Annotated in this window: 14 protein-coding genes and 1 pseudogene; 3 read left to right on the top strand and 12 right to left on the bottom strand. The window is 51.0% G+C overall.

All coding sequences use genetic code 11. The features are described 5' to 3' along the window. Positions 1-77: 77 nt before the first annotated feature. The 11 genes from HDC30_RS24090 to HDC30_RS24040 all read right to left on the bottom strand — a co-directional run bounded on the left by HDC30_RS24090 (position 78) and on the right by HDC30_RS24040 (position 10616). A complete protein-coding gene (locus HDC30_RS24090; RefSeq protein WP_183785407.1) occupies positions 78-656 on the bottom strand; it encodes a dCTP deaminase domain-containing protein in 579 nt (192 codons plus the stop codon). Further along, positions 653-1171: a dCTP deaminase domain-containing protein gene (locus HDC30_RS24085; RefSeq protein WP_183785405.1), complete on the bottom strand. Its 519-nt coding sequence runs from the start codon at positions 1169-1171 to the stop codon at positions 653-655. The genes HDC30_RS24090 and HDC30_RS24085 overlap by 4 nt, the downstream gene beginning before the upstream one ends. Positions 1172-1218: 47 nt before the next feature. After that, positions 1219-2202, bottom strand: a complete 984-nt coding sequence (locus HDC30_RS24080) for a fatty acid desaturase family protein (RefSeq protein WP_183785403.1) — start codon at positions 2200-2202, stop codon at positions 1219-1221. A 5-nt stretch (positions 2203-2207) separates the two neighbouring features. Continuing rightward, the gene (locus tag HDC30_RS24075) at positions 2208-3344 is read right to left on the bottom strand and encodes an SDR family oxidoreductase (protein ID WP_183785401.1); all 1137 of its coding nucleotides are present in this window, start codon (positions 3342-3344) and stop codon (positions 2208-2210) included. A gap of 3 nt (positions 3345-3347) precedes the next feature. Further along, positions 3348-3812: an aromatase/cyclase gene (locus HDC30_RS24070; protein WP_183785399.1), complete on the bottom strand. Its 465-nt coding sequence runs from the start codon at positions 3810-3812 to the stop codon at positions 3348-3350. After that, entirely contained in the window at positions 3800-5092 is a 1293-nt protein-coding gene (locus HDC30_RS24065; protein WP_183785397.1) for an aminotransferase class III-fold pyridoxal phosphate-dependent enzyme, read from the bottom strand. The genes HDC30_RS24070 and HDC30_RS24065 overlap by 13 nt, the downstream gene beginning before the upstream one ends. Continuing rightward, on the bottom strand, positions 5089-5634 hold the full coding sequence (locus HDC30_RS24060) for a DUF6031 family protein (RefSeq protein WP_183785395.1): 546 nt from the start codon (positions 5632-5634) through the stop codon (positions 5089-5091). The genes HDC30_RS24065 and HDC30_RS24060 overlap by 4 nt, the downstream gene beginning before the upstream one ends. 10 nt (positions 5635-5644) lie before the next feature. Beyond that, the gene (locus HDC30_RS24055; RefSeq protein WP_183785393.1) at positions 5645-6715 is read right to left on the bottom strand and encodes a DUF6001 family protein; all 1071 of its coding nucleotides are present in this window, start codon (positions 6713-6715) and stop codon (positions 5645-5647) included. 203 nt (positions 6716-6918) lie between these two features. Next, entirely contained in the window at positions 6919-7968 is a 1050-nt protein-coding gene (locus HDC30_RS24050) for a hypothetical protein (protein ID WP_183785391.1), read from the bottom strand. Between the two features lie 5 nt (positions 7969-7973). Next, positions 7974-9194, bottom strand: a complete 1221-nt coding sequence (locus tag HDC30_RS24045) for a hypothetical protein (RefSeq protein WP_183785389.1) — start codon at positions 9192-9194, stop codon at positions 7974-7976. 69 nt (positions 9195-9263) lie between these two features. Next, positions 9264-10616, bottom strand: a complete 1353-nt coding sequence (locus tag HDC30_RS24040; RefSeq protein ID WP_183785387.1) for a hypothetical protein — start codon at positions 10614-10616, stop codon at positions 9264-9266. 367 nt (positions 10617-10983) lie between these two features. Between HDC30_RS24040 and argF the strand changes: the two genes are divergently transcribed. Both argF and HDC30_RS24030 read left to right on the top strand, forming a co-directional pair. Beyond that, positions 10984-12054 carry an ornithine carbamoyltransferase gene (gene argF / locus HDC30_RS24035; protein ID WP_311662449.1) on the top strand — a complete coding sequence of 357 codons (1071 nt, stop codon included), beginning with the start codon at positions 10984-10986 and terminating at the stop codon, positions 12052-12054. A 955-nt stretch (positions 12055-13009) separates the two neighbouring features. Next, positions 13010-13225 (top strand): hypothetical protein, encoded by a 216-nt coding sequence (locus tag HDC30_RS24030; protein WP_183785385.1) that lies wholly within the window; start codon positions 13010-13012, stop codon positions 13223-13225. A gap of 161 nt (positions 13226-13386) precedes the next feature. Here the strand turns inward: HDC30_RS24030 and dsr1 are convergent, their stop codons facing one another. Next, a complete protein-coding gene (gene dsr1 / locus HDC30_RS24025) occupies positions 13387-17217 on the bottom strand; it encodes an anti-phage defense-associated sirtuin Dsr1 (RefSeq protein ID WP_183785383.1) in 3831 nt (1276 codons plus the stop codon). 689 nt (positions 17218-17906) lie between these two features. Here dsr1 and HDC30_RS24020 point away from each other — a divergent pair. Continuing rightward, positions 17907-19877: pseudogene (locus HDC30_RS24020) on the top strand (ATP-binding protein); the annotation flags it as partial. Between the last annotated feature and the right edge of the window lie 39 nt (positions 19878-19916).

Here is a 19916-nt window from a genome sequence, read left to right as displayed (position 1 = left end):
ATTAATTTCCTTTAAATTGGCGGCACAAGAACCCGTTGGCGTTTTCGACGTAATTCAATAACCCACTGTCTACAGCGCTAGATTTCCTGGCCTTCCAGCACTGAAACCTCCTTGGCCGGATGATACTCAGGGAGTGTCGTTGCATAATCCATAAACAGGCGTGAAGCCTTGGCTTCTTTAGCGCCCTGGTATTTGCCGTTATATAGTTCGATCTCGCCTTGAACATGCCAGAACATCATTTGCCCAATATCCATGCCAGGGTATACCCGGATTCTATTGACGGCCAAAATTTGAATAGTCCAACGGCCTATAAATCCGATATCACCAAGCGGTGCCGACAGGTTGATAAACATGCCGAGTCGAGCAATGGAAGAACGCGCCGCATAAGTCGGTACAAAACGAGTACTGCCCATGGTCTCGATTGAACTGGCAAGGTACAGCCGCATCGGTTCGAGAACAAACCCTTCAGAGCCGATATAAATATCACGAGTTGGCTGCTCCGACTTCACGTCGATAATGCCATCCTCATAGACTTTCATATGATCATGCAGGCGAAAATTATAGCTATTTGGATTGATGTTCTTCTTTGAAAAAGGAGAGATCACAATATCCCCTGCAATAACGCGATTGGTTATTTCATCACCCGTCAATATCATGGCTGGTCCATTATAATTCTTGAAGGAACGACACTTTGCGAGCCTGCATAACGCCCTTCATAGGCGCGAACGGCACCAAAATTTTTCCAGAAACACACTTTGGCAATCTTCGTCCCTGCGTAGATACGCAGCGGTTGAGTGACCACGATTTCCAGCGTCCAGCAGATCGTTGCCCCGGTGTGCCCCAGTGGCGCGCTGGTTTGAATGAACATGCCACATAGCGCTGTCGATAGATTGGCGTAGAGTTCACTCGCAAAATCCAACCCGCCGATACATTCGACGGTAGAGCCCAGGTAAAAACGCCTCGGCTGCAGGACCAGCCCCTCTTCCGGGATAGTGTGCCGAATAGTTCCCAGGCCCTCATGAGGATCGATCTGTTCTGCGTCATACTCGATAATCTCGCTCCCCAAATGGCAGGCATATGAATTCTGCTCTATCAAACGGGGATCGAATGGTTCGATCACAATGCGTTTCAATTCACGCATTCGTTGAATTTCACTACCCGTCAGCATCATGAAAGTTTCTCCTCAAAACACCTGCCATTCGCTGGCTTACTCGAACATCAATCTGCCAGCCATGGGGGAGTGGTGTTGGGGTACAACTCCGACACTAGCGACCGAGCACTAAAAAAGTAACCTTGAGTACGTTGTGCCGCTGACGATTGGGGAAAAAAGCTAGCCAGTCGTGCGGTCAGCAGCGATAAGTTATACGTGGGCACTGCTGGACAGAGATGATGTTCCCAGTGTCGATTGATATGACAGGGCGCCCAGAGAAACCGCTCGATAATACCCACTTCGATACTTCGGGCATTACTGGCATTCGGATGCTCTAACCTTCCACCGTGTTCGGCAATACTGCGTACACGCAGGATCAACGGAAGTATCGTCAACGCCGGAACAACCCAAAGCCATAACACGTCCCACCCGCCACCTACCCAAGTTATCCCCCAGCCCACGGCAATAATAAAAGCCATTGCCAGACGCCGATCAAGTCGCGAGGCATGACTGCCTCTGGCGAACAACCCCAACAGCCCAAAGTTGTTGACCGATCTAAGTGTCATCAGTGTCGAAACACCCAGTGCATCGCGCAGCAACAGCCCATAAAACCTGATACGTGTCTTCGGCAGTTGTGAATCTTTTATATCGGGATCAAGCTCGGTATTGAGATGACGGTGATGGAGCAAATGGTGCCGCCGATAACGGGATACACAAACGCTCAATGGAAAAGCCAGGAACAGATTACCCACCGTATCATTGAGCCAGCGCCGACGACTGATCAAATAATGCGAAGCATCATGCATCAGTACCAATAACGCATGTTGACGTGTAGCGATCCATACAATGGAAATACTATAGGCCAGCCAACTGCTGGCCCACTTGGCGAAAACAACGGCCAACACAATCAATAACCATTGCATGCCAATCTGTATGAAACATTTACCTGGACGCAACTTCATCAAGTCGTGGACTACGTGAGGATCGACACGCAGTTTTTCATGTCGACATCGTTCTGTTCTTTCGCAAACTACCGCGGTTACCAGACTCATCCCTCTTACTCCTCGACCAATCCTGTGGCAGTGCCTTGAACCTCGGAAGACGTCAATGCGCGGGAGCGGAATGCCCGTGGATGTTGTTGAAGCCAGAACTTGATGACCTGTGGTAGAAACTCGACGGGATCCGGTGACGGGCGAGAAACATTCAACGGCGCCCGAACCCTGTCGCTGCTGGCATACACCCCGTAGATTTGTAACAACCGTTCGAAGTAACGAAACTCATTTTTGGAGATGCCTTCAGGACTCCAGGCCGATAGCGAACGCTTCAAAAACTCCCACTGGCGGCTTTTAAGAATGGGCACGGGATTCTGGGCACCCAGGCCGGCCGTTTCGCGTGCCTCGCCCAATTGATTCTCGACTAGGCGAACCAAGTGTTCGTAGCCGATACGCTTGTCTCCGGCAGACGCCACCACCTGTTCGGCAACACCGCTGGCGGCAATCCGCATGATCATCGCCCGCAACTCACAGACCACCCAATCAAGTGGCACGATGTCGAGCAGACCGGTTTTGTTTCCCACCAAGAAGGGGGGGCTGAACCCGGCCATGAACCTAATCAGCGGATAGAGCCCGTTGAATCGGCTGATGGCTCCGGTCTGGCTATCACCCACTACAAGGCTGCAACTAAAGGTCGAAATGCTGATGCGCTCACCCCAATTTGCACGCAACGAGCGCTCGGCCATGGCCTTACTCTCTTCGTAGCCATTGCGGTACTCCCAGTCTTCGACTTGGGTATAAGCAGTGGAAACATAGATCAGTGCGGGCCGGTCGGCCTGACGCAGCAGGAAACGACAAAAGTTTTCCGACCCGCCTACATTCAGCGCCGTCATGTCTTCGCAGCTTTTATCCCAAGATACGTCGGCTGCCAGGTGGATACCCAGGGCACGTTCGAGTTTGGGTCGGCTGTCGGCGGCAGCAGCCATCGCCCCGGCGTCGCAAATGTCCACCAGCAGGAACTCGACACGAGCCCGCTCGACCGCAGACAAGGTCGCCGCTAATTCATCACATGACGTTTGAGTGCGTAACAGGCAGAGCAGTTGAAGCTGCGGGCTCTGCTGGAGTAACGATCGAACCAATGGAATGCCGAGGGTTCCGTTGGCACCAGTCAGTATCAATTGCAAAGGGGTCTGCGCAGACATCGTTTATGCCTCGACCGCAACTGTCGATAGTTTCGATAGCAGGATTCGATCACGAATGCCCTCCAGCATCTGCCGGCTATTAGCGCGGATCGCTCGCTCCCCGATCGGATGAAGAACGTCGGCCAAAGAGGGAATGCCAAGATCGAACAAGACATCCAGTTGCACACTAAGGTCGTCCCCCGCCTGCTGGATGGACCACTCCCCTGACCAGACTTCCAGGTCCCCGTCGATTTGCTGAAACACGATACGGTGGTCGGGCAGCAATAGATCGCGCTCGGTCCAGGTCAACTCACTTCCGTTCAGCAATACACGCCAGGTGCTGATGATTTCGTTGCCGGTACGTTGCTCGATAGTGACGTCAAGTACGTCCTTCATGAATTCCGGATAACGCTGAAACTCACAAAGGGTCGACCAGACTCGCTCCAGCTCAAGAGACCCAAGATTCAGTGATGTATTTACTGATGGCATAACGGGATTTCCTTATCGAATTCTGTTCGAGTGATCGCTTCGACACTCTGGCAAAAGTGCTCCAGCCCTGTTTCGAGATCAGCGTCGCTGATGACAGCTGGCGGGTAGAGACGCAAAACTTTCGGATCGGTAAGACAGAAAGCAAGCAACAAGTGCCGTTTGGCGGCCTCGATGATCATCTCCCCGACATGATCGAGACGCTTGAACTCAACGCCGATCATTAAGCCCTGGCCACGGATGTCGGTAATCAAGGGATTACCTGCAAGGCGCTGGCGCAGATAGTTCAAGGCCCGATCGCCTAAGCGCTGCACCCTGAGGGTGAAATCGGGAGCGGACACAACATCCAGCACCGCGTTGACGACGGCACCGGCCAGGGCACTACCGGCAAAAGACGAAGCGTGGACCACAGGATCCCGGGCAGCCGCATCAAAACGCTTCGACGTAAACAAGGCTGCCGAGATTGGGAAAACACCACCGCCCAGGACCTTGCCCAACAGCAGAATGTCGCAAGGAACGTCGACTCGCAGGCTACCGATACGCCCCATGCCCGTTTGGATCTCGTCAAATATCAAGCGGCAGTCAAAAGCCTGGGCCAGGTCGCCAAGACCTCGAAGAAATTCATTCTCCACAGGGCGTATCCCGCCTTCGCCCTGTATGGGCTCAATAATGATCGCCGCGATGTCGCCTGCCTCCAGCGCGTTGGCGACAGCATCGAGATCGTCGATTGGACAAAAAACCACGTCACCTTCAGTCAGAAGACCGGCATGCCGCATGTAGCCATGACTGACGCTCAAGGCAGCAGCGGTGCGCCCGTGGTAAGCCTGCTCGAAGGCAATGACCCTCCGCCGTCCAGTGACGATCCTGGCAAGTTTCAATGCCGCTTCGACGACTTCGGAACCGGTATTGCCGAAAATCACCTTGTCCTTCTCAGGTCCCGCCATGACCAATAGCCGCTCGGCCGCCAGTACGATGGGTTCGTTCGACAGGATTTTCGTGGAAAGCCCAAAACGCTGGATCTGTTCCACTAGGGCAGATACCACGCCTGGATGACTATGGCCGAGTAGGTGCACACCGAACGAACCGAAGTCCAGCCAGCGTCCACCCTGAGTATCTTCGACCCAGGCACCGTCGCCACGCGCTTCAGATGCGGACAACCCCGACATCTTCAACATCAGGCCCTGTTGACGACCGAAGACAGCACCATAGCGATCAACGAAGGCGCTTTTACGCTCGGATTGCTTCAGCATCGGGACAGACCGTCTAGTCAGCTCAGTGTTCATAGGGATTTCATCAGTGGCACCAGAAAACTGGCATCGCAACCCAACGCGGTGCACGCCTTGTCGGAAGACCGAAGAAAACGCAGAACGCGGCCCTGGTTGTGCGCTTGCAGCGAATCGACCAACTCGCCGGGGAATGCCGCAATCAAATCGCGTATCAGCTGGCTTACTCGACGGATTTCAGTTGCGTCATTCGCTGCGAACAGACCCAGCAAGCGCGCCATGTCAGCCCCGGGTAAATTGATCACCTCGCACAAGCCGTACTCAAGTAACCACGGCAATCTGTGCTCTTCGTCGAGCACCGCCGTGCGCCCCAACGTGCAGTCGATTTGCACCAGCAGTTCAGCAATCTTCACTTTGATCAACACCGATGCATCCGGAGCATCCATGGCGCCTTCCAGATCTTCGAGGTAGGCATACAGTTCGGACATCACCAGCCATGCCGCGCTGACGATGGCGCGGGCCATGCTATTGCCCTCCACGCCCACGCCTCCGGCCAGCCGAGGAAACCAACGCAAGGTTGAGTCTTGTCGTGCTTCAAACATGCTGTGCTCCTTAGCTGGCGCTGGCCCCGGACTGGCGTTGCAATGATGGACTCCAGGTCCCTGCGCGGATCGCTTGCAGGTGTTCGAGAGCAGAGAGCGGCGGCAACTGGCCCAGATCGGCGAAACACTGCGCCAGCGTTACGCCGGCCGACACGTTCTCGGCCAGTCGTACATAACCGTTGCCAGCGCAAACCAGAGCGGCTTGGCCGTGCAACGGATACCGCGCAACATTTCCCTGCAACCCGGTAAATGATTCATCACGAAGGAGTTCCGGAGCCAGCCTGTCTGTCATTTGCTGCAATAACGTCTCGATCCGCGACAGGGCTTCGTCCAACACCGCTGGACCTTTCGCAAGGTCTGCCCAGAGCGCTGAAACCTCCGTCCAGGTGGTAGGGCAAAGATCCAAGAAAACCAAGTCGCGGCTTTTATTCCAGCGACGCAGCGTCCACTTCTTGTTGGACAACACCCAACCCGACATCGAAAGCAGCGAGTTCATGGCTGCGGTCAGTGCATTCATCAAATAGCCGATCGCCGCAAAAGGCTCGTCAGACCGTTGCGCCAGCCGTGAGCAGGCGACATTCACTCTGAAAACATCTAGGTCTTTGCGAGACACCACGACACACAGGTCGCCAAGTGCCGAGAGATAAGGAGTACTGAGATCATTGGTCACGCCATAGACCAAGCGCTCGATATATTTGCGCGGAACCTTGTTGCGCTCATCCCAACTTGAATACTTTTGCAGGCAGATCAGCGCTGGGCTTTGCGCCAGGCTGGTGAGTTCGCCAAGGGCCAGATGAACATCGGCAGCGTTGAACAGCAACAGTTCTAGATGCAGACCTTCCTGATGAACCTGGGTTGCCATTTGCTCGGTGCTGACAGGCTCGTCAACCACGCACAACATATCAATATCGCTGGCCATAGTAGCAATACCATGGACCGCCGAACTGGTCAGTAAAAGTGTTCCAGGATCGCACTGTCGAGAAGCAACTTCATTGAGGAAGTTGAAATCTATATTTCGAGCCCCGAGAAAGCATTGCGCATTCTTTTTAACGAAATCTTGCACAGCGGAAGACAATTCCATTTCAATGTCCTTATTATTTTACTTCCCGGCACACGGGCGCCGGAAACTTCCAGACCACATAAGTGCATTGCACGTGAGGGGGGGAGTATCAGCAATAATAATTAAGCCTGGATAGCACGCCGCTTATCGAGCGGAGCCACTTAAACCTAACAGCAGAACAAATATCTTGCAACAATTCATCTGAAAAATAAAATCAAACAGCTCTATGCGACATCAAGATGATTCCACGCCCAGCCAGAGAACTCCGAAAGTTCACGAGTGGAAAAATCGAGATCCAGCGTACTAACCAGGCAACTTGAAAGCGAACTCATATCCGACTGGACACAGTCCATATCGAAGGGTTTACGCCCCCCAACATATCGAATAACGACACTTCTGGCTGTGCACTCTTCTCGACTATTACTCTGTTGTGCACCCGCGGACTGAAAGAAGCAGAAGTCCAACTCGTAGATCCCACCCGATATCGCCGATTCGACACCAACTCTTGAGCCGCTCACATACACGTCATGGCTATGCTTGAATAGTTTGTCTGGATCGCTACCGCCTTGAAATTGCAAAAGCTCCTTATCCACGTCGTCATTGAGCGACTCGATAACGTCAGACCGGACCCAACCATTTCCGGTATGACTGAATACCTCAATACGTAAACCAATGGAATTGATGCTCTTCTTCTTTCGACGACAACCACGTTCAACCGTCAGCCACTCGCTTGATGACGGACATCGATAAACAGCCTTCCGACTTCGTATAGATGAAAGCTCGCTCCCCAGGTGCAGGTAAAACTGCGGCCATTGCAAGGTGTCCAACTGCTCGATAACCACATCGGCAGCGTGGCGCACAGGGAGATCAATCTCAAAGTGACAGGCGAATGCCAAGCCTGGCGGCGCTTCAAAAAAACAACATTCAAAGTTGTTCAATGTGAGGTGCCATTTCTGAAACGCCTCAACTAGTACATCGGATACCAGATCTTTATTGCAAGACGGCAATGTCGTCGGGGAATAGAAATGACAAACATGCATTTCCTGCCGCATAAGTAACGCCTTCAAGTACAGCGTATCACCGTCGAGATAGGCTAATGCTAGTGGCAGATCACGATGCGCCAAGTTATTCAGGCCGTAGGGGCGCAAATCGATAAGTGTTATCGGCCTATCAAAATCAATAGGGGCATCCACCGGACAAACCTTCAGCTCAACCCCAGCTTCGGGCTCTCCAACTCGCAGGCGCCATGACCCCGTTATAACGACACGTTGCATGAGGACTACTCCGGAATATTGTTTTTTGATCTTGATTGCCTGGAGAAATCAAGCTTTGAAAAAAGGTCCTCTTTGTAGGCTACTTTTTTCTCTGAAAGCAATCGCTCAACATATTTCGCCAGATAGTTGAACTCTTCAAAAATATCGTCGAGCAAAAACGCCGTTCGGCTTCGGCAATACTCGACCTCAACCTGCCCGAATGAATGTTCCGCAGGCGCATCCACGGTTCTGCAAATATCAAAATAGACGCCGTATACATGCCCGGTCTTCAATGACTCGAAGTTTACGTCAAAGCGTTTCCGTCGAAATACCGGCAGCGGGAGTATATCGGCATTTACCCGACTCCGTGCTTCTGCGGCCAGATCGCCCCCCCCTATATTCTGATCCCACCACAGGCTCTCTCGACGAAGCTCGGCATTTTCCTGAAACCACTTTCGCTTTACAGTCACCTTACTGTTGACCTGCGGAATAAAGGAAATATACCCCAACTCCTCCGGCTCACCAACAATATCGAATATGTGATTTTCATAGTCGAAGACCTGGAAGCCTTTATGGCATTCGGGGAAAAAACCAGGCAAGGCCCCGCCGTATAATCGAGCATACAAATCGGTGACAAGGTTCCAAGTGTCAGGGAGATCCTGAAATGTGAATTTTCTTTCAAACTCCATCTCTGGTCGCCATTGAAAATAACCAAAACGGCTATTTAACAACGGCAGTCGCTCGATAAGCGACGCCCGCGCGCGAGCAACAATGGCCTGGACAGCCTGGTAGTCGTGCTCACCGGGTGGATACGCAACGGTGCAAAAGCGCAATGCCAGCAGATGCCTGGCCGTTGCTTCGACTGCCATATAGCAGCGGACTTCATCGCCTGCCTCGACGCAATAAATAATAGGCTTGAGGCCCGAGCGGGCGATGCCAGGTACGACACGATCGAGCTCCAGGTTCACTCGATCATTAACCTTGCGCTGAGCGCCGGTCAGTCTTTGTGGTTCGAAATCCAGGTGTTCAGAAAAAGTGTGTGTGCATTGCCCGGTAAGGACCTGGTCGACCCACACGCTACTCGCCTCGACAAGCAGGCTGTTCACCCCATGCTTCGATTGCGAGACACGCCCCGCCAGAACAAGGGGTGGATATAAAAAGGATTCTTCTTCGGACAGAGTTTCTTCGTCGAAGTACAGCACCCAAAGTCGATCGAAGTTTTCGATTGCATACTCGTGGTCGAACATTCCATGGTTCTCTATGCTAAGCGTCAAGTACCATTACAGATACGGAACAACACTACTGGGTTGGCGGGTTCAGATCCAATCGCTTAACCTTTCCACTTCATAGCCTTGCGTTCGCGCTGAGTCTATTATTTGAGTCGACTCGAGGAGCGGCATTAGCACCTCGCTGCGCTTTTGCCAACGGCTAGGTTTATGAGGTTCAGTCACATTGACCGAAGGCGCCACAAACTGTTCGACGATGAAATAATCCCCCGTTCCGAACAGAAACTCTGCCGCATTCTTCAACATGTCGATTTGACTATTCTCAGAACGCACAAAATCTTCAAACTTAAAATCACGCCACTCTTCATTCGCTGCTTTTGAGCGTAGAGCTTGCGCAATCAACTTGTTAGGCTCCAGCCATTGAGCGGAACAAACTTCCACTAGGCTCATACTGCCCGCAGTCTGCTTCCAACCCTCAAACAAGTCGAAACACCACCCTGACAATGGATGATCCTCTCCCAATTCGGTACTAAGGTCGTGCTGCCAAAAACAGTGATGAAGCCAACCATCCATCAATCCATTTATAGACGACAACGGATTGCGAGAGAGACGGACCACTCTAACTTCATGCTCGGTAAATAAACTTCTCATGGCGTTGATTCGGAAAGGATCACTAGACGCTTTGAGCAGTAATGACTTTACATTGACTGAAGCGGTCTTTAACTGACGTGGTCTTGGAATGACATAAGGACTGATCTCGATAATCGGACCATTATTTTTCTCCTTGTATGTCGACCAGTGCGAGGCGCTTGCGGAGCTTTTTCCGGGCAGATCGTAATACGCACAATCTATCGCCGGGTAAACAGTGGTCAGCTTGTCCAACACCAACCCGTCGAGAACCGACAAATCTCGAGTGCCACCCTCCAGATATATATCGGTTGCTTGTTGCACTGCATTCACAACAACAGCGGGGTCAAAATCAATATTCGTCCACTGTAATGGTAGACGATAAGCCCATTCCCATGCGTAACGAAGTACTTCTCGGGAGTCAGGTTCCACCAACGCATCACCGCAGGAAGCCAGCAGCAACATCATTTGCTTTATATCGTCTTTGCTCTTCCTGTCCAAAGTAGACAAACTGCTCTCGCGATTAGCTTTGGTATGGGGATAATTGAGCTCATTCAAAGTAAAAAATATTCGATGCTCACCAGCTAATGCTAGACACTCTGGATGCTTGGCGAGGGCAGCCTTGAATGCACTTGTGCCACAGCGCGGGCCGCCTAATACCCAGCCAACGGGCAACCTGTTAGCTGTCCAACCCGCAATGGCGACAGCCTCTTCCGGAAACAGGGAAAGTATTGTGGCACGAAGTTTTTTTTCATTGGCTTTCAAAAATGAAAGCCTGGTATTTTCGTTTTTGCGCACCAACAGACCCCCTGTCATACTTATTACTTCCTTGTTCGTACAGCACTCGAAGATAATCGACTAATTGTCATTCGTGCTAAATCCAGAGCTCTAGAAACATACCGTAGAGCACGTCAAAAATACTCACAGATAAAAAAACAGCTGTCAAGAAAATTAAATGCTCTCATCTGTGACGCAACTTGACCATATTGCACCAAAATAGAGCGTGACACTCGGTGCAAAAAAAGCCATGGCCAAACTAATGTTTGCAACGGTCCGCCGACTACTTTGAGCCTGCAGAAGGGCATTCCGCCCTTGACACGCGATCCCCGGCTAGGATAAAACCTTTGGCCCGTAATTTATGAAGCCCTGAATTCAGCTGTTAATACACAGTAAAGTCTTGACGGTGTCGACCTTTATTTTATGGCTTTGTTTTGCACGGAAGCAGTTTTCCATCAGTCCAAACTACTACCCTGATGAGCTCGATAATTCAATGAAGATTACAAGCCTGAAAAACCGCAATTTGCTGACAATGAACGAGTTCAATCAAAGTGAGTTATCCCACCTCATTGATCGCGCCATAGAATGCAAGCGATTAAAAAAAGATCGAATATTCAACCTCGGCTTAAATCATTTGAATATTTGTGGCATTTTCCTAAAGCCTTCAGGTCGTACCAGCACCTCATTTGTCGTTGCCTCGTATGACGAAGGAGCGCACTTTCAATTTTTCCCGGCAGACAATATTCGCTTCGGGCACAAGGAAAGCATCAAGGATTTTGCCCGTGTTGTAGGCCGCCTCTTCGATGGCATCGCCTTTCGTGGCTTCGAGCATGAAGTGGCGGAAGAACTGGCCAAACATTCGGGAATTCCCGTCTGGAACGCGTTAACTGATACCCATCACCCAACTCAAGTACTGGCAGACGTCATGACCGTCAAGGAAGAATTCGGGCGCATTGAGGGTGTGACGATCGCCTATGTTGGTGACGGCCGAAACAACATGGTAACGTCCTTGGCCATCGGGGCGCTCAAGTTCGGTTACAACCTGAGAATCATTGCCCCCAATGCCTTGCACCCGACCGATGCGGTACTTGCTGGCATTTATGAGCAGACTCCCGAGCGAAACGGCTCCATCGAAATCTTCACCGAAGCTGCCGCTGGCGTTCACCAGGCCGATGTTATTTATACCGATGTGTGGATTTCCATGGGTGAATCAGTCTCGGTAGAAGAACGCATCGCCCTGCTCAAGCCTTATAAAGTTACTGAAAAAATGATGGCGTTGACTGGCAAGGCCGACACCATATTCATGCATTGCCTGCCAGCATTCCATGATCTGGATACCGAAGTTGCAATGGAGACCCCAGACCTTATCGAAGTTGAAGACTCGGTATTCGAAGGCCCGCAAAGTCGCGTGTTCGATCAAGGGGAAAACCGCATGCATACCATCAAAGCACTGATGCTGGAGACAGTCGTCCCCTGATAGCGAGCTCAAATCCAAGTTCGCGCTCAGAAGTGTTATCGCATAGCGACTCTTGTTGACCTCCGGGAGGTCAACAAGGTCGATCATCCCCACCGCCTGATCTTCAGATGCTCTATATTCGCTGTTTATCTGTACCCGAGCCCCTGGGTTATCTTCTAGTTGTGAACATATTGCCGACACTAGAATTTGTTCATCTTTGATCAATGGGCAAATGAATAACGGATCCGCGATTGGTTCTAGCCCCCTCCCCCAATAATGGCTCAAGCAAATCCTGGTGTTGTCCAACCAATTTCCCTCGCTTGCCCAAGCGGTTCCTTCACTCGGTGCTAGGCTCATCTTGTTTTTTTGAACTACCGAGGAGAGGATAAATTTTTTCGAGTGGAGTGCAGTTTCTCCGGAGAGATAGTTTGTGCACATCACACATTCCGTTTGCTCGAAGTGCTCAGAGTAAGAGAACAAAGGATCCTGGCATAACCCGAGCGTTGTTACGCTAAAATCTGGGTGAGTTATGCTGTCCATTGTGTATTACTCGGGAAAGTTGAGGTTAAACAAGGATAGACGACGAGAAGCAGGCCGATCCAACACAGGTTTGCAAGGAGGCCGTCATAGGCCAAGAGTGTGTAAAAACGCGTCGCCAAAATTGAAGTGAGCGCATCTACGTTAAATCTGAAATTTATCGGCACGCCAGCAGATGTGGATTTTGCGTGGAAGTGCGATTTTCAGTCTGGTTTCAGTACCTGTCGTGCTGAAAAACGTTTTTACGCAGCCTCGGCCGAAAGCGGCCGCTTGCATGCCCCCAATGATGGATTGGGCCTAGGCGCCTGCCTGCCCCTAAAGCTGCCTGGCCATGCCCTAAAAAAACAATGCTTTGTAGCAATTTCTAAGCATCCGCACGTACCGCCCACGAAGGGCACTACCAGTACTATGCTTTCCTTTTTCTAAGGGAGTCGATGCTGTGGCTGACGAATATTCGTTATCGGATGTGCTGGGAAGGATCTACCAGAATCAGCTAGGCCTGGAAGCCGCTCTGATGGAGCTGACGCTTCATGTTGAACAGCAAGGTTTCACTGAAGTCGGAGACAACGTCCGCGGGGCATTGTGGGCGATCGGCGAAAACGCTGGATACATCAAGCAAGGACTGGCCAAGCTAAAGGGAAAGAGTGGGAGCTAACCTCACTCCTCTAGTTCTGATCCGCCAATAACAGCCATTCACAACCGTCCGGCTCCGCCAAAAAGAAGTCGGTCATGAGCGACTTCTTTCGGCTAATTGCGGTCGCTCAAAACTTATGCCCTGCCAATCACAATCAGGCACCGATAAGACGTAAATCATTATCACCTTTGACGACGAAAGCTCTCCAACAATTGCCGATAACATTCGTCCACACGCAGTGACTCGTTGGCGTTTATAATTTCATTTAGACACGCTCCCAGTTCGAGCGGAAGCCAAGACTCTCTGTCAATTACCATCCCTAGAAAGTTCAGGGCCGTTTCTGGAAGCGTTGAGCAAAGTCCTGATTCCAGTAGTTTTTTTATCAAATAATGAGCATGAGGTAATGGACGTAACCAGTCTCTCACGGCCGCCAGTGCGTTTGGAAACTCATCCCCTGCCGCTACGCACATTCGAGCAAGTGAACCGGCAACTCCCTGCGTCGCCAAATCCCTTGACTTTGGCCAAACACCTTGCCAGAAAGGTTGTATTCTATTTTTCCAATAATCTTCCCGTTGATTACCCGCACCTTCCAGCGCTTGAAATATTGCTTGGGCCGATTGTTCAAGGCCAGAAACTGGTAATGCTGCAATAGCAGTTCGGAACTCCGCTTTTGTAAACCCCTCTATTGGACCAAGAGCGGCATATGTCAAAAATGCTGCATATTGTTGGGAGTGCTGTCCCAAATCATTGTAGTGATTTGCCGTATCGAGAAAATACGACTTTATCACTATTAGTAAATTTTGATGAAGACGCGGTGACCAAAGAAATCCTTCCCAAGCGCCCTTAGCCTCTTCTGGATTGGACTGCCAATCTAAAAAAGGGATTAAGTACTGTTCGGTCCAAGAACGGTCGACCCGAAAAAGGGCTATTAAATTAGCAGCCAAAATTACCCTTGCATGTCGGCACCCAAAGCTTTGAGGATGACAAAGCTTTCTTAACATCGGCTCAAGATCGATCGGGAGTTTGTCATTATCGCCCGGATTACGCTTAAACCAAACATTTATAATGATCTGCGATACATTCCCCATCGAGTTGTTAATCGCTTCGGTCACTGACTCCTGATGAGGCTCTGTAGCATTATTAATATTTTCTTCGGTAGAGCCATATAACTCTATTATGCGATTGCACAGAGCCAATAGTGCATGCTGTTCAAGAAAATCACTTTTTGACACGGCATCAAGCCATCGGCATACCGGATCCGCCAACTCTATTAAAATATCATCTGGCATTCGAAGTACTAAAGGAGCACCGTAGCGCCAAGACTTTATTACTTTTCGACCTTCGCACCAGGCATGAAAAGCCTCTCGCCATCGTTGAACAGGCCAAAAACCCTCCTCAGCCAAGTCCTGTAACGCAAGCAATGCATTAAGAAGATGTTTTTGACATACTTCACGCCAAGTGTCTGCGTCACGCAGATAACTTGATGTGGGCTTCTGTTTGAGCCATGGTACAAGCTCAGAACGTTTGATCGGTGCAATATCTATCTTTTTGGTAAGCACATAGTCAGGATCTCCTGTCCCGCTCATCCAGTGAGAGAATTCGTCACGCTCGTGCGGTTCGGGCTTCCAGTTTTTGTCAAAGTCACTGAGATTGTCTAAATATTTATTGGCAGACCTAGTTAGCATTAAACCAGACTCTGCAATCTTACAAAGATACAGCCTGACGAATTCATTAAAAACTTCTTTCCAACTTGCATCACTCAGATCACTTCTAAACATTTTTCGAGGCGGCCCGGATAAAATCATATTTTCCAGTAACTTTTGTTCGGATTGTTTGAGTTGCATCCCTCGCAACACGAAGAGTCTGAGAATCTCTCGCTTAGTCTGCATGCTCCACAACCATTCACCACTTTCTCTAGCTAACCAACTTATCCATATGCCAGGTGATATAGCCGAGCTCCTGCTAGCCGCGAAGAGAGCTAATCGCTTGAAAGTTGGATAGGGCATCTCAAACCACGAAAGAGCGATGCTTGCAGCCATTGAACAGTCGGTGTCATTCAGCGCTATCCAGGAGTCTCGCAAAAGCTCAATAATCGTAGTCCACTCGTGATGGTTTCGATTTTGCCAATGAGGGGTTATAGATGGCATATCCCAATGAGACCGATCGTATTGATCACTGGCCTCACCCAGTTCAGAGTAAAGATCCAATATATCGCGTAGAACTTGCTGAAAATCATAAATTAATAGTGGCAAATTTTCTCGCCACTGCTTGCTATTTAGATCACCTAGAGTTGATTGGATATGGTCGCTAAGAAGAACTACTTCATAATTGACTAGATGCGATAATCGAGTTTTGTCGGCTGGTACGTCTTGCTCATTCTCCGCCCCCCATCGCCATGACTTTCTGAGAGTCAAACGAGGCGCAAGCAATTTCCTGAGTTCGATACGAGCTGTTGCAGTAAGCCCATCGCGCTTCAAACGTTGAACCCATAAATACAGGCCTAGTTGGTGTTCTGATCCTTTGACCCATCCACCTAGAATCAAACGCCACAAAGTACGCATTAGAGGGCAAGGAACTGCGTTCGGTGCGCCGCGACGGACATCTTCCAATTCATGGATTTTCTCTTCACGCTCAAGACGTGCAATTAAGTCTAATTGATCTTCAATTAGACCCGCCATCTGTGGGTGCAACTGGCCACCTTGCTGAGCAATCCAGACAACTAAGTCAGGATTATCTAGATGCCTGACCAGCCATCTCCCAAGCTGAAACATTACAGCGTCGAGCCGACAGTTTTCAGGTCCTCCGGTCGCGAATGTCATCAAGGGCGCTAGGGTATAAGGTGTAGGACGTACGACAAGACTAAATTTTAACTTTTCGTCAGGCTTGTCGTTTGGGGATACACCAAATTGTTTTAAGTGCTTGTGCTTGAAATTTGCTGGAGAATAAGCATCCACTAGCCAGTCAAGGGTGGGGACGGGATTAACCTCCGCAAACTGTCGGGCGGGCAATCCGGACATGTCGGAAAGAGCCCACAGCATTCGGCCCACGAAGTTGTCCTCTCGCGTACTTGCAGAAGGCCGAGCTAAAGCGTAACTTACTACTATTCTTTCTTTACCTGTCACACCATCGCGATAGGTTTCACTCCATGCATGCAAGGTATTGTGTAAGGCAGAGTGATCGACCGAATTGGTTGGCACTTCGTAAAGTATCGGAGCGACGCCCTTTGATTCCCATTCAATAGTTTTTTCACTTTCTTTGCCGGGATTGCAGTCTGCGAACGCCCAAGCGGTAAGGGTCGCCTCACCTAACATTCGATCCGCTGCAAGCGCGTCCATCATGTATCTCAACACTGGATCGTTTATGCTATATCCTACGAAACAAACGACATAGTTTCGAAAAAGCTCACCAACGAAGCGAGCAGCCCATCGCTCAGTCAAATATGCAAGACCGAAATCTCCGCTAGTTACTATCAATCTATTCAGGGCAGTAGCGTCAGAGCGTTTAGGAAGAACTCCATGCAAATAAACGAGTCCATCCCATCGGCTAGCCTTTGGAATTGGCAGCATGGGTGCAGAATGCTCAATGAATTTTTGTTCGCTTCTCCTTCCGGCTGCATCAAAAATCCTGTCGAAGTTTGTTGTAACAAGCCGAAGAATCCCTTGACGGTTTCTAGCTAATCGCAGCAAGGCTTCATGAGTTTTCGTAGCATCTTTCAAGCGAAGGTTTGGTTTTAAAGCGAGTGCTAATGCTTCTCGCAACGCTATCCGCTGACCGGGAAGACGTCTTTCTAATAAATCCAAGGTCGCATCGAACTGTTTTTTTTTGAAAGCGAGTTCTTCAATCGCAGAGAATGTTGTCCCTGTGTTTTCGTATATTTTATTTACGAGCCCCTCAAAACCAGGCAGGTTTGCCGGATAGGAGATGCCTGCGCCGCAAAAAAAAACCACTCGACCTTCTTCGTGGGCCTGCAGTAGCTCGCTCGGAATCTCAGGTCCATTTGCGACAAATTGCATTCGACTCCCTCCATAAGCAGATAAATAGACTTGGCATGCTTCAAGTGATTATGACTAAACTTTTATTGAGCAGACCACAAATAGAATAGCTGCAGCTTGCGTGATGGCGAATCAAGCCGTAAGGAAACGTGTGGTACCCATGTCTTCCCGAACCAGTGGCAAGTAGCGATCCAGTCGATATGAAGACTGAATTTGGTCGCTACCAAGGGGTCTCGACCAGAAAGCAGGATCAATGCTTCGAATTTCTGGGCTTAACTCGTCATCTTGTTAGCTGGTTTTTCACTCTGTTAACCGCTGTAGTTAACAAGGCAAAAAAGTGATTAACACCGGGATGGGGAGTTGCACTGGCCACTCGAATTTGAGCTGACTGAGTTAATTTCTCGGATTTGACGCTGCTGTTAGGCAATGACCTGTAACCATCTCACCTGCTCGTTCCAATGTCCTCTTGCAGCAGGTTCCCGCTCCAAAATGTCTCTTGGTCAAAATTCATCAAAAAATTGCGGTAGCTGCCTTGCAGATAAATGAAGCTTTCATGACAAAAATGATTGGAGCTTCATCGACTAATGTCTTCACAAGGGGAATGAATCACAGGTATTTGAATGACGACCTCTTCGATAAAGAAAGTCAGCTAATAGGCAGCAGAAAAATAGCCAAACAAAAACAATTCGGCTAAATAGCTAACACCTTTTTGGCCCCAGATCATGCGTCGCCAGATCAAGCAACGCCAGGCCGCCGAACGGGCACTCAACGATCAGTTCGAATTCATGCGTTCACTGGTCAACGGCACCCCTCACCCGATCTACGTGCGCGATCGCCAGGGTCTGCTGCAAAGCTGCAACGACAGCTACCTCGAAGCCTTCAACGCCAAACGCGAAGACGTGATCGGCAAAAGTGTCATGCAGGGCACACTGAGCAACGCCTTCGAAGCCCAGGCATACCAGGCGGATTACCAGCGGGTGGTGGCCGAAGGCACGCCTCTGCTGCTCGATCGACCGCTGCACATCGGTGGCCGGCGTTTGACGATCTACCACTGGATCCTGCCGTACCGCGACTCCAGTGGCGATGTGCAAGGGATCATCGGCGGCTGGATCGACATCAGTGAACGTCGCCAGTTGTTCGATGAACTGCGCCGGGCCAAGGAACAGGCGGACAACGCCAACCGCGCCAAAAGTACCTTTCTGGCCACCATGAGCCACGAAATCCGCACGCCGATGAATGCCATTATCGGCATGCTCGAACTGACGCTCGAACGCATGAATGATCAGGCTCCGGATCGCTCCTCCATTGAAACCGCCTACTGCTCGGCCAAGGATCTGCTGGGCCTGATCGGCGACATTCTCGATATCGCGCGGATCGAATCCGGGCACCTGAGCCTGAGCCCGGAACGGGTCAATCTGGTCGAAACAGTGGCGTCGGTGGTCAGGATCTTCGACGGCCTCGCCCGCCAGAAAAACCTCCTCCTGCCGCTGATCATCAATCCGCCCGGGCTGCAGGTCGACGTGGAACTGGATCCGTTGCGCTTCAAGCAGATCCTGTCGAACCTGATCAGCAATGCCATCAAATTCACTGAGTCCGGGCAGGTGCGGATCAATCTGGATGTGCTGCCCAACGGGCCGGGCCAATGCTCGCTCGTTCAGTTGACGATCCAGGACACCGGAGTCGGCATCAGCATCGAAGATCAACAACGCCTGTTCGAGCCGTTCGCCCAGACCGAGAGTGGCCGGCAGCAAGCTCGCAGCGGCGCAGGCCTGGGGCTGGTGATCTGTCGCAACCTGTGTGAAATGATGGGTGGGCAGCTGCAGTTGAGCAGCCAGCCGGGGATCGGCACCCAGGTCTGCCTGTCGCTGCCGCTGCAAACGCTACCGTGCCAGGTGACCACGGCAAAAACCGAGCCTGTGCTGCAAACCTCTGCGCCACTGAACATTCTGGTGGTCGACGATCATCCGGCCAATCGCCTGCTGATGTGCCAGCAACTGGAGTTCCTCGGGCACCGATTCACCCTTGCCGAAGAGGGTCGGAGTGGATTCGAGAAATGGCAGACCGGTGCATTCGACCTGGTTATCGCTGACTGCAACATGCCGTTGATGAACGGCTACGAACTGACCGAGGCGATCCGCCAACAGGAACAACGCACTGGCCGCCCTCCGTGTACCGTGCTGGGTTTCACGGCCAACGCGCAGCCTGAAGAAGTACAGCGCTGCAAACGGGCCGGCATGAATGACTGTCTGTTCAAACCGTTGAGCCTCAGCGCACTGAGCCACTGGATCAATGGTCTGCAGCCCGCGACGCTTGAACCGGCGTTCAATCTTGACGGGTTGAGTCAGTTGACTGGCGGCAACCCGCTGCAAGTCCGGCGTCTGCTCACGCAATTGCTCAAGAGCAGCCGTCTCGATCGCGAGGAATTATTAGCCCTGGCCCCCTGCAATGATCGTCAGGCAGTGGCGCTGGTCGCCCACAAGATCAAAGGCGCCGCCCGGATCGCCCAGGCCTCGCGTCTGATCGCCTGTTGCGATGCGCTGGAACAGGCATGCATGCAGACAACGCCCGCACCGACCATCGTGCGCTGCGTCGAGGCCACCGACGCAGCCATGCTCGAACTGGAGCAGGCGTTGCGGCAACAACTGGAACCGTTCGAAGAAAGCACAATGACCGAGCCTTAACTATGCTTGGACGCTGAGCAGTGTGTTTACTTCAATGGA

The organism is Pseudomonas sp. JAI115, from assembly GCF_014200835.1.
GTDB lineage: Bacteria > Pseudomonadota > Gammaproteobacteria > Pseudomonadales > Pseudomonadaceae > Aquipseudomonas > Aquipseudomonas putida_A.
The sequence above is the reverse complement of the archived record's forward strand: the minus strand, read 5'-3'. Positions and strand labels throughout refer to the sequence as shown.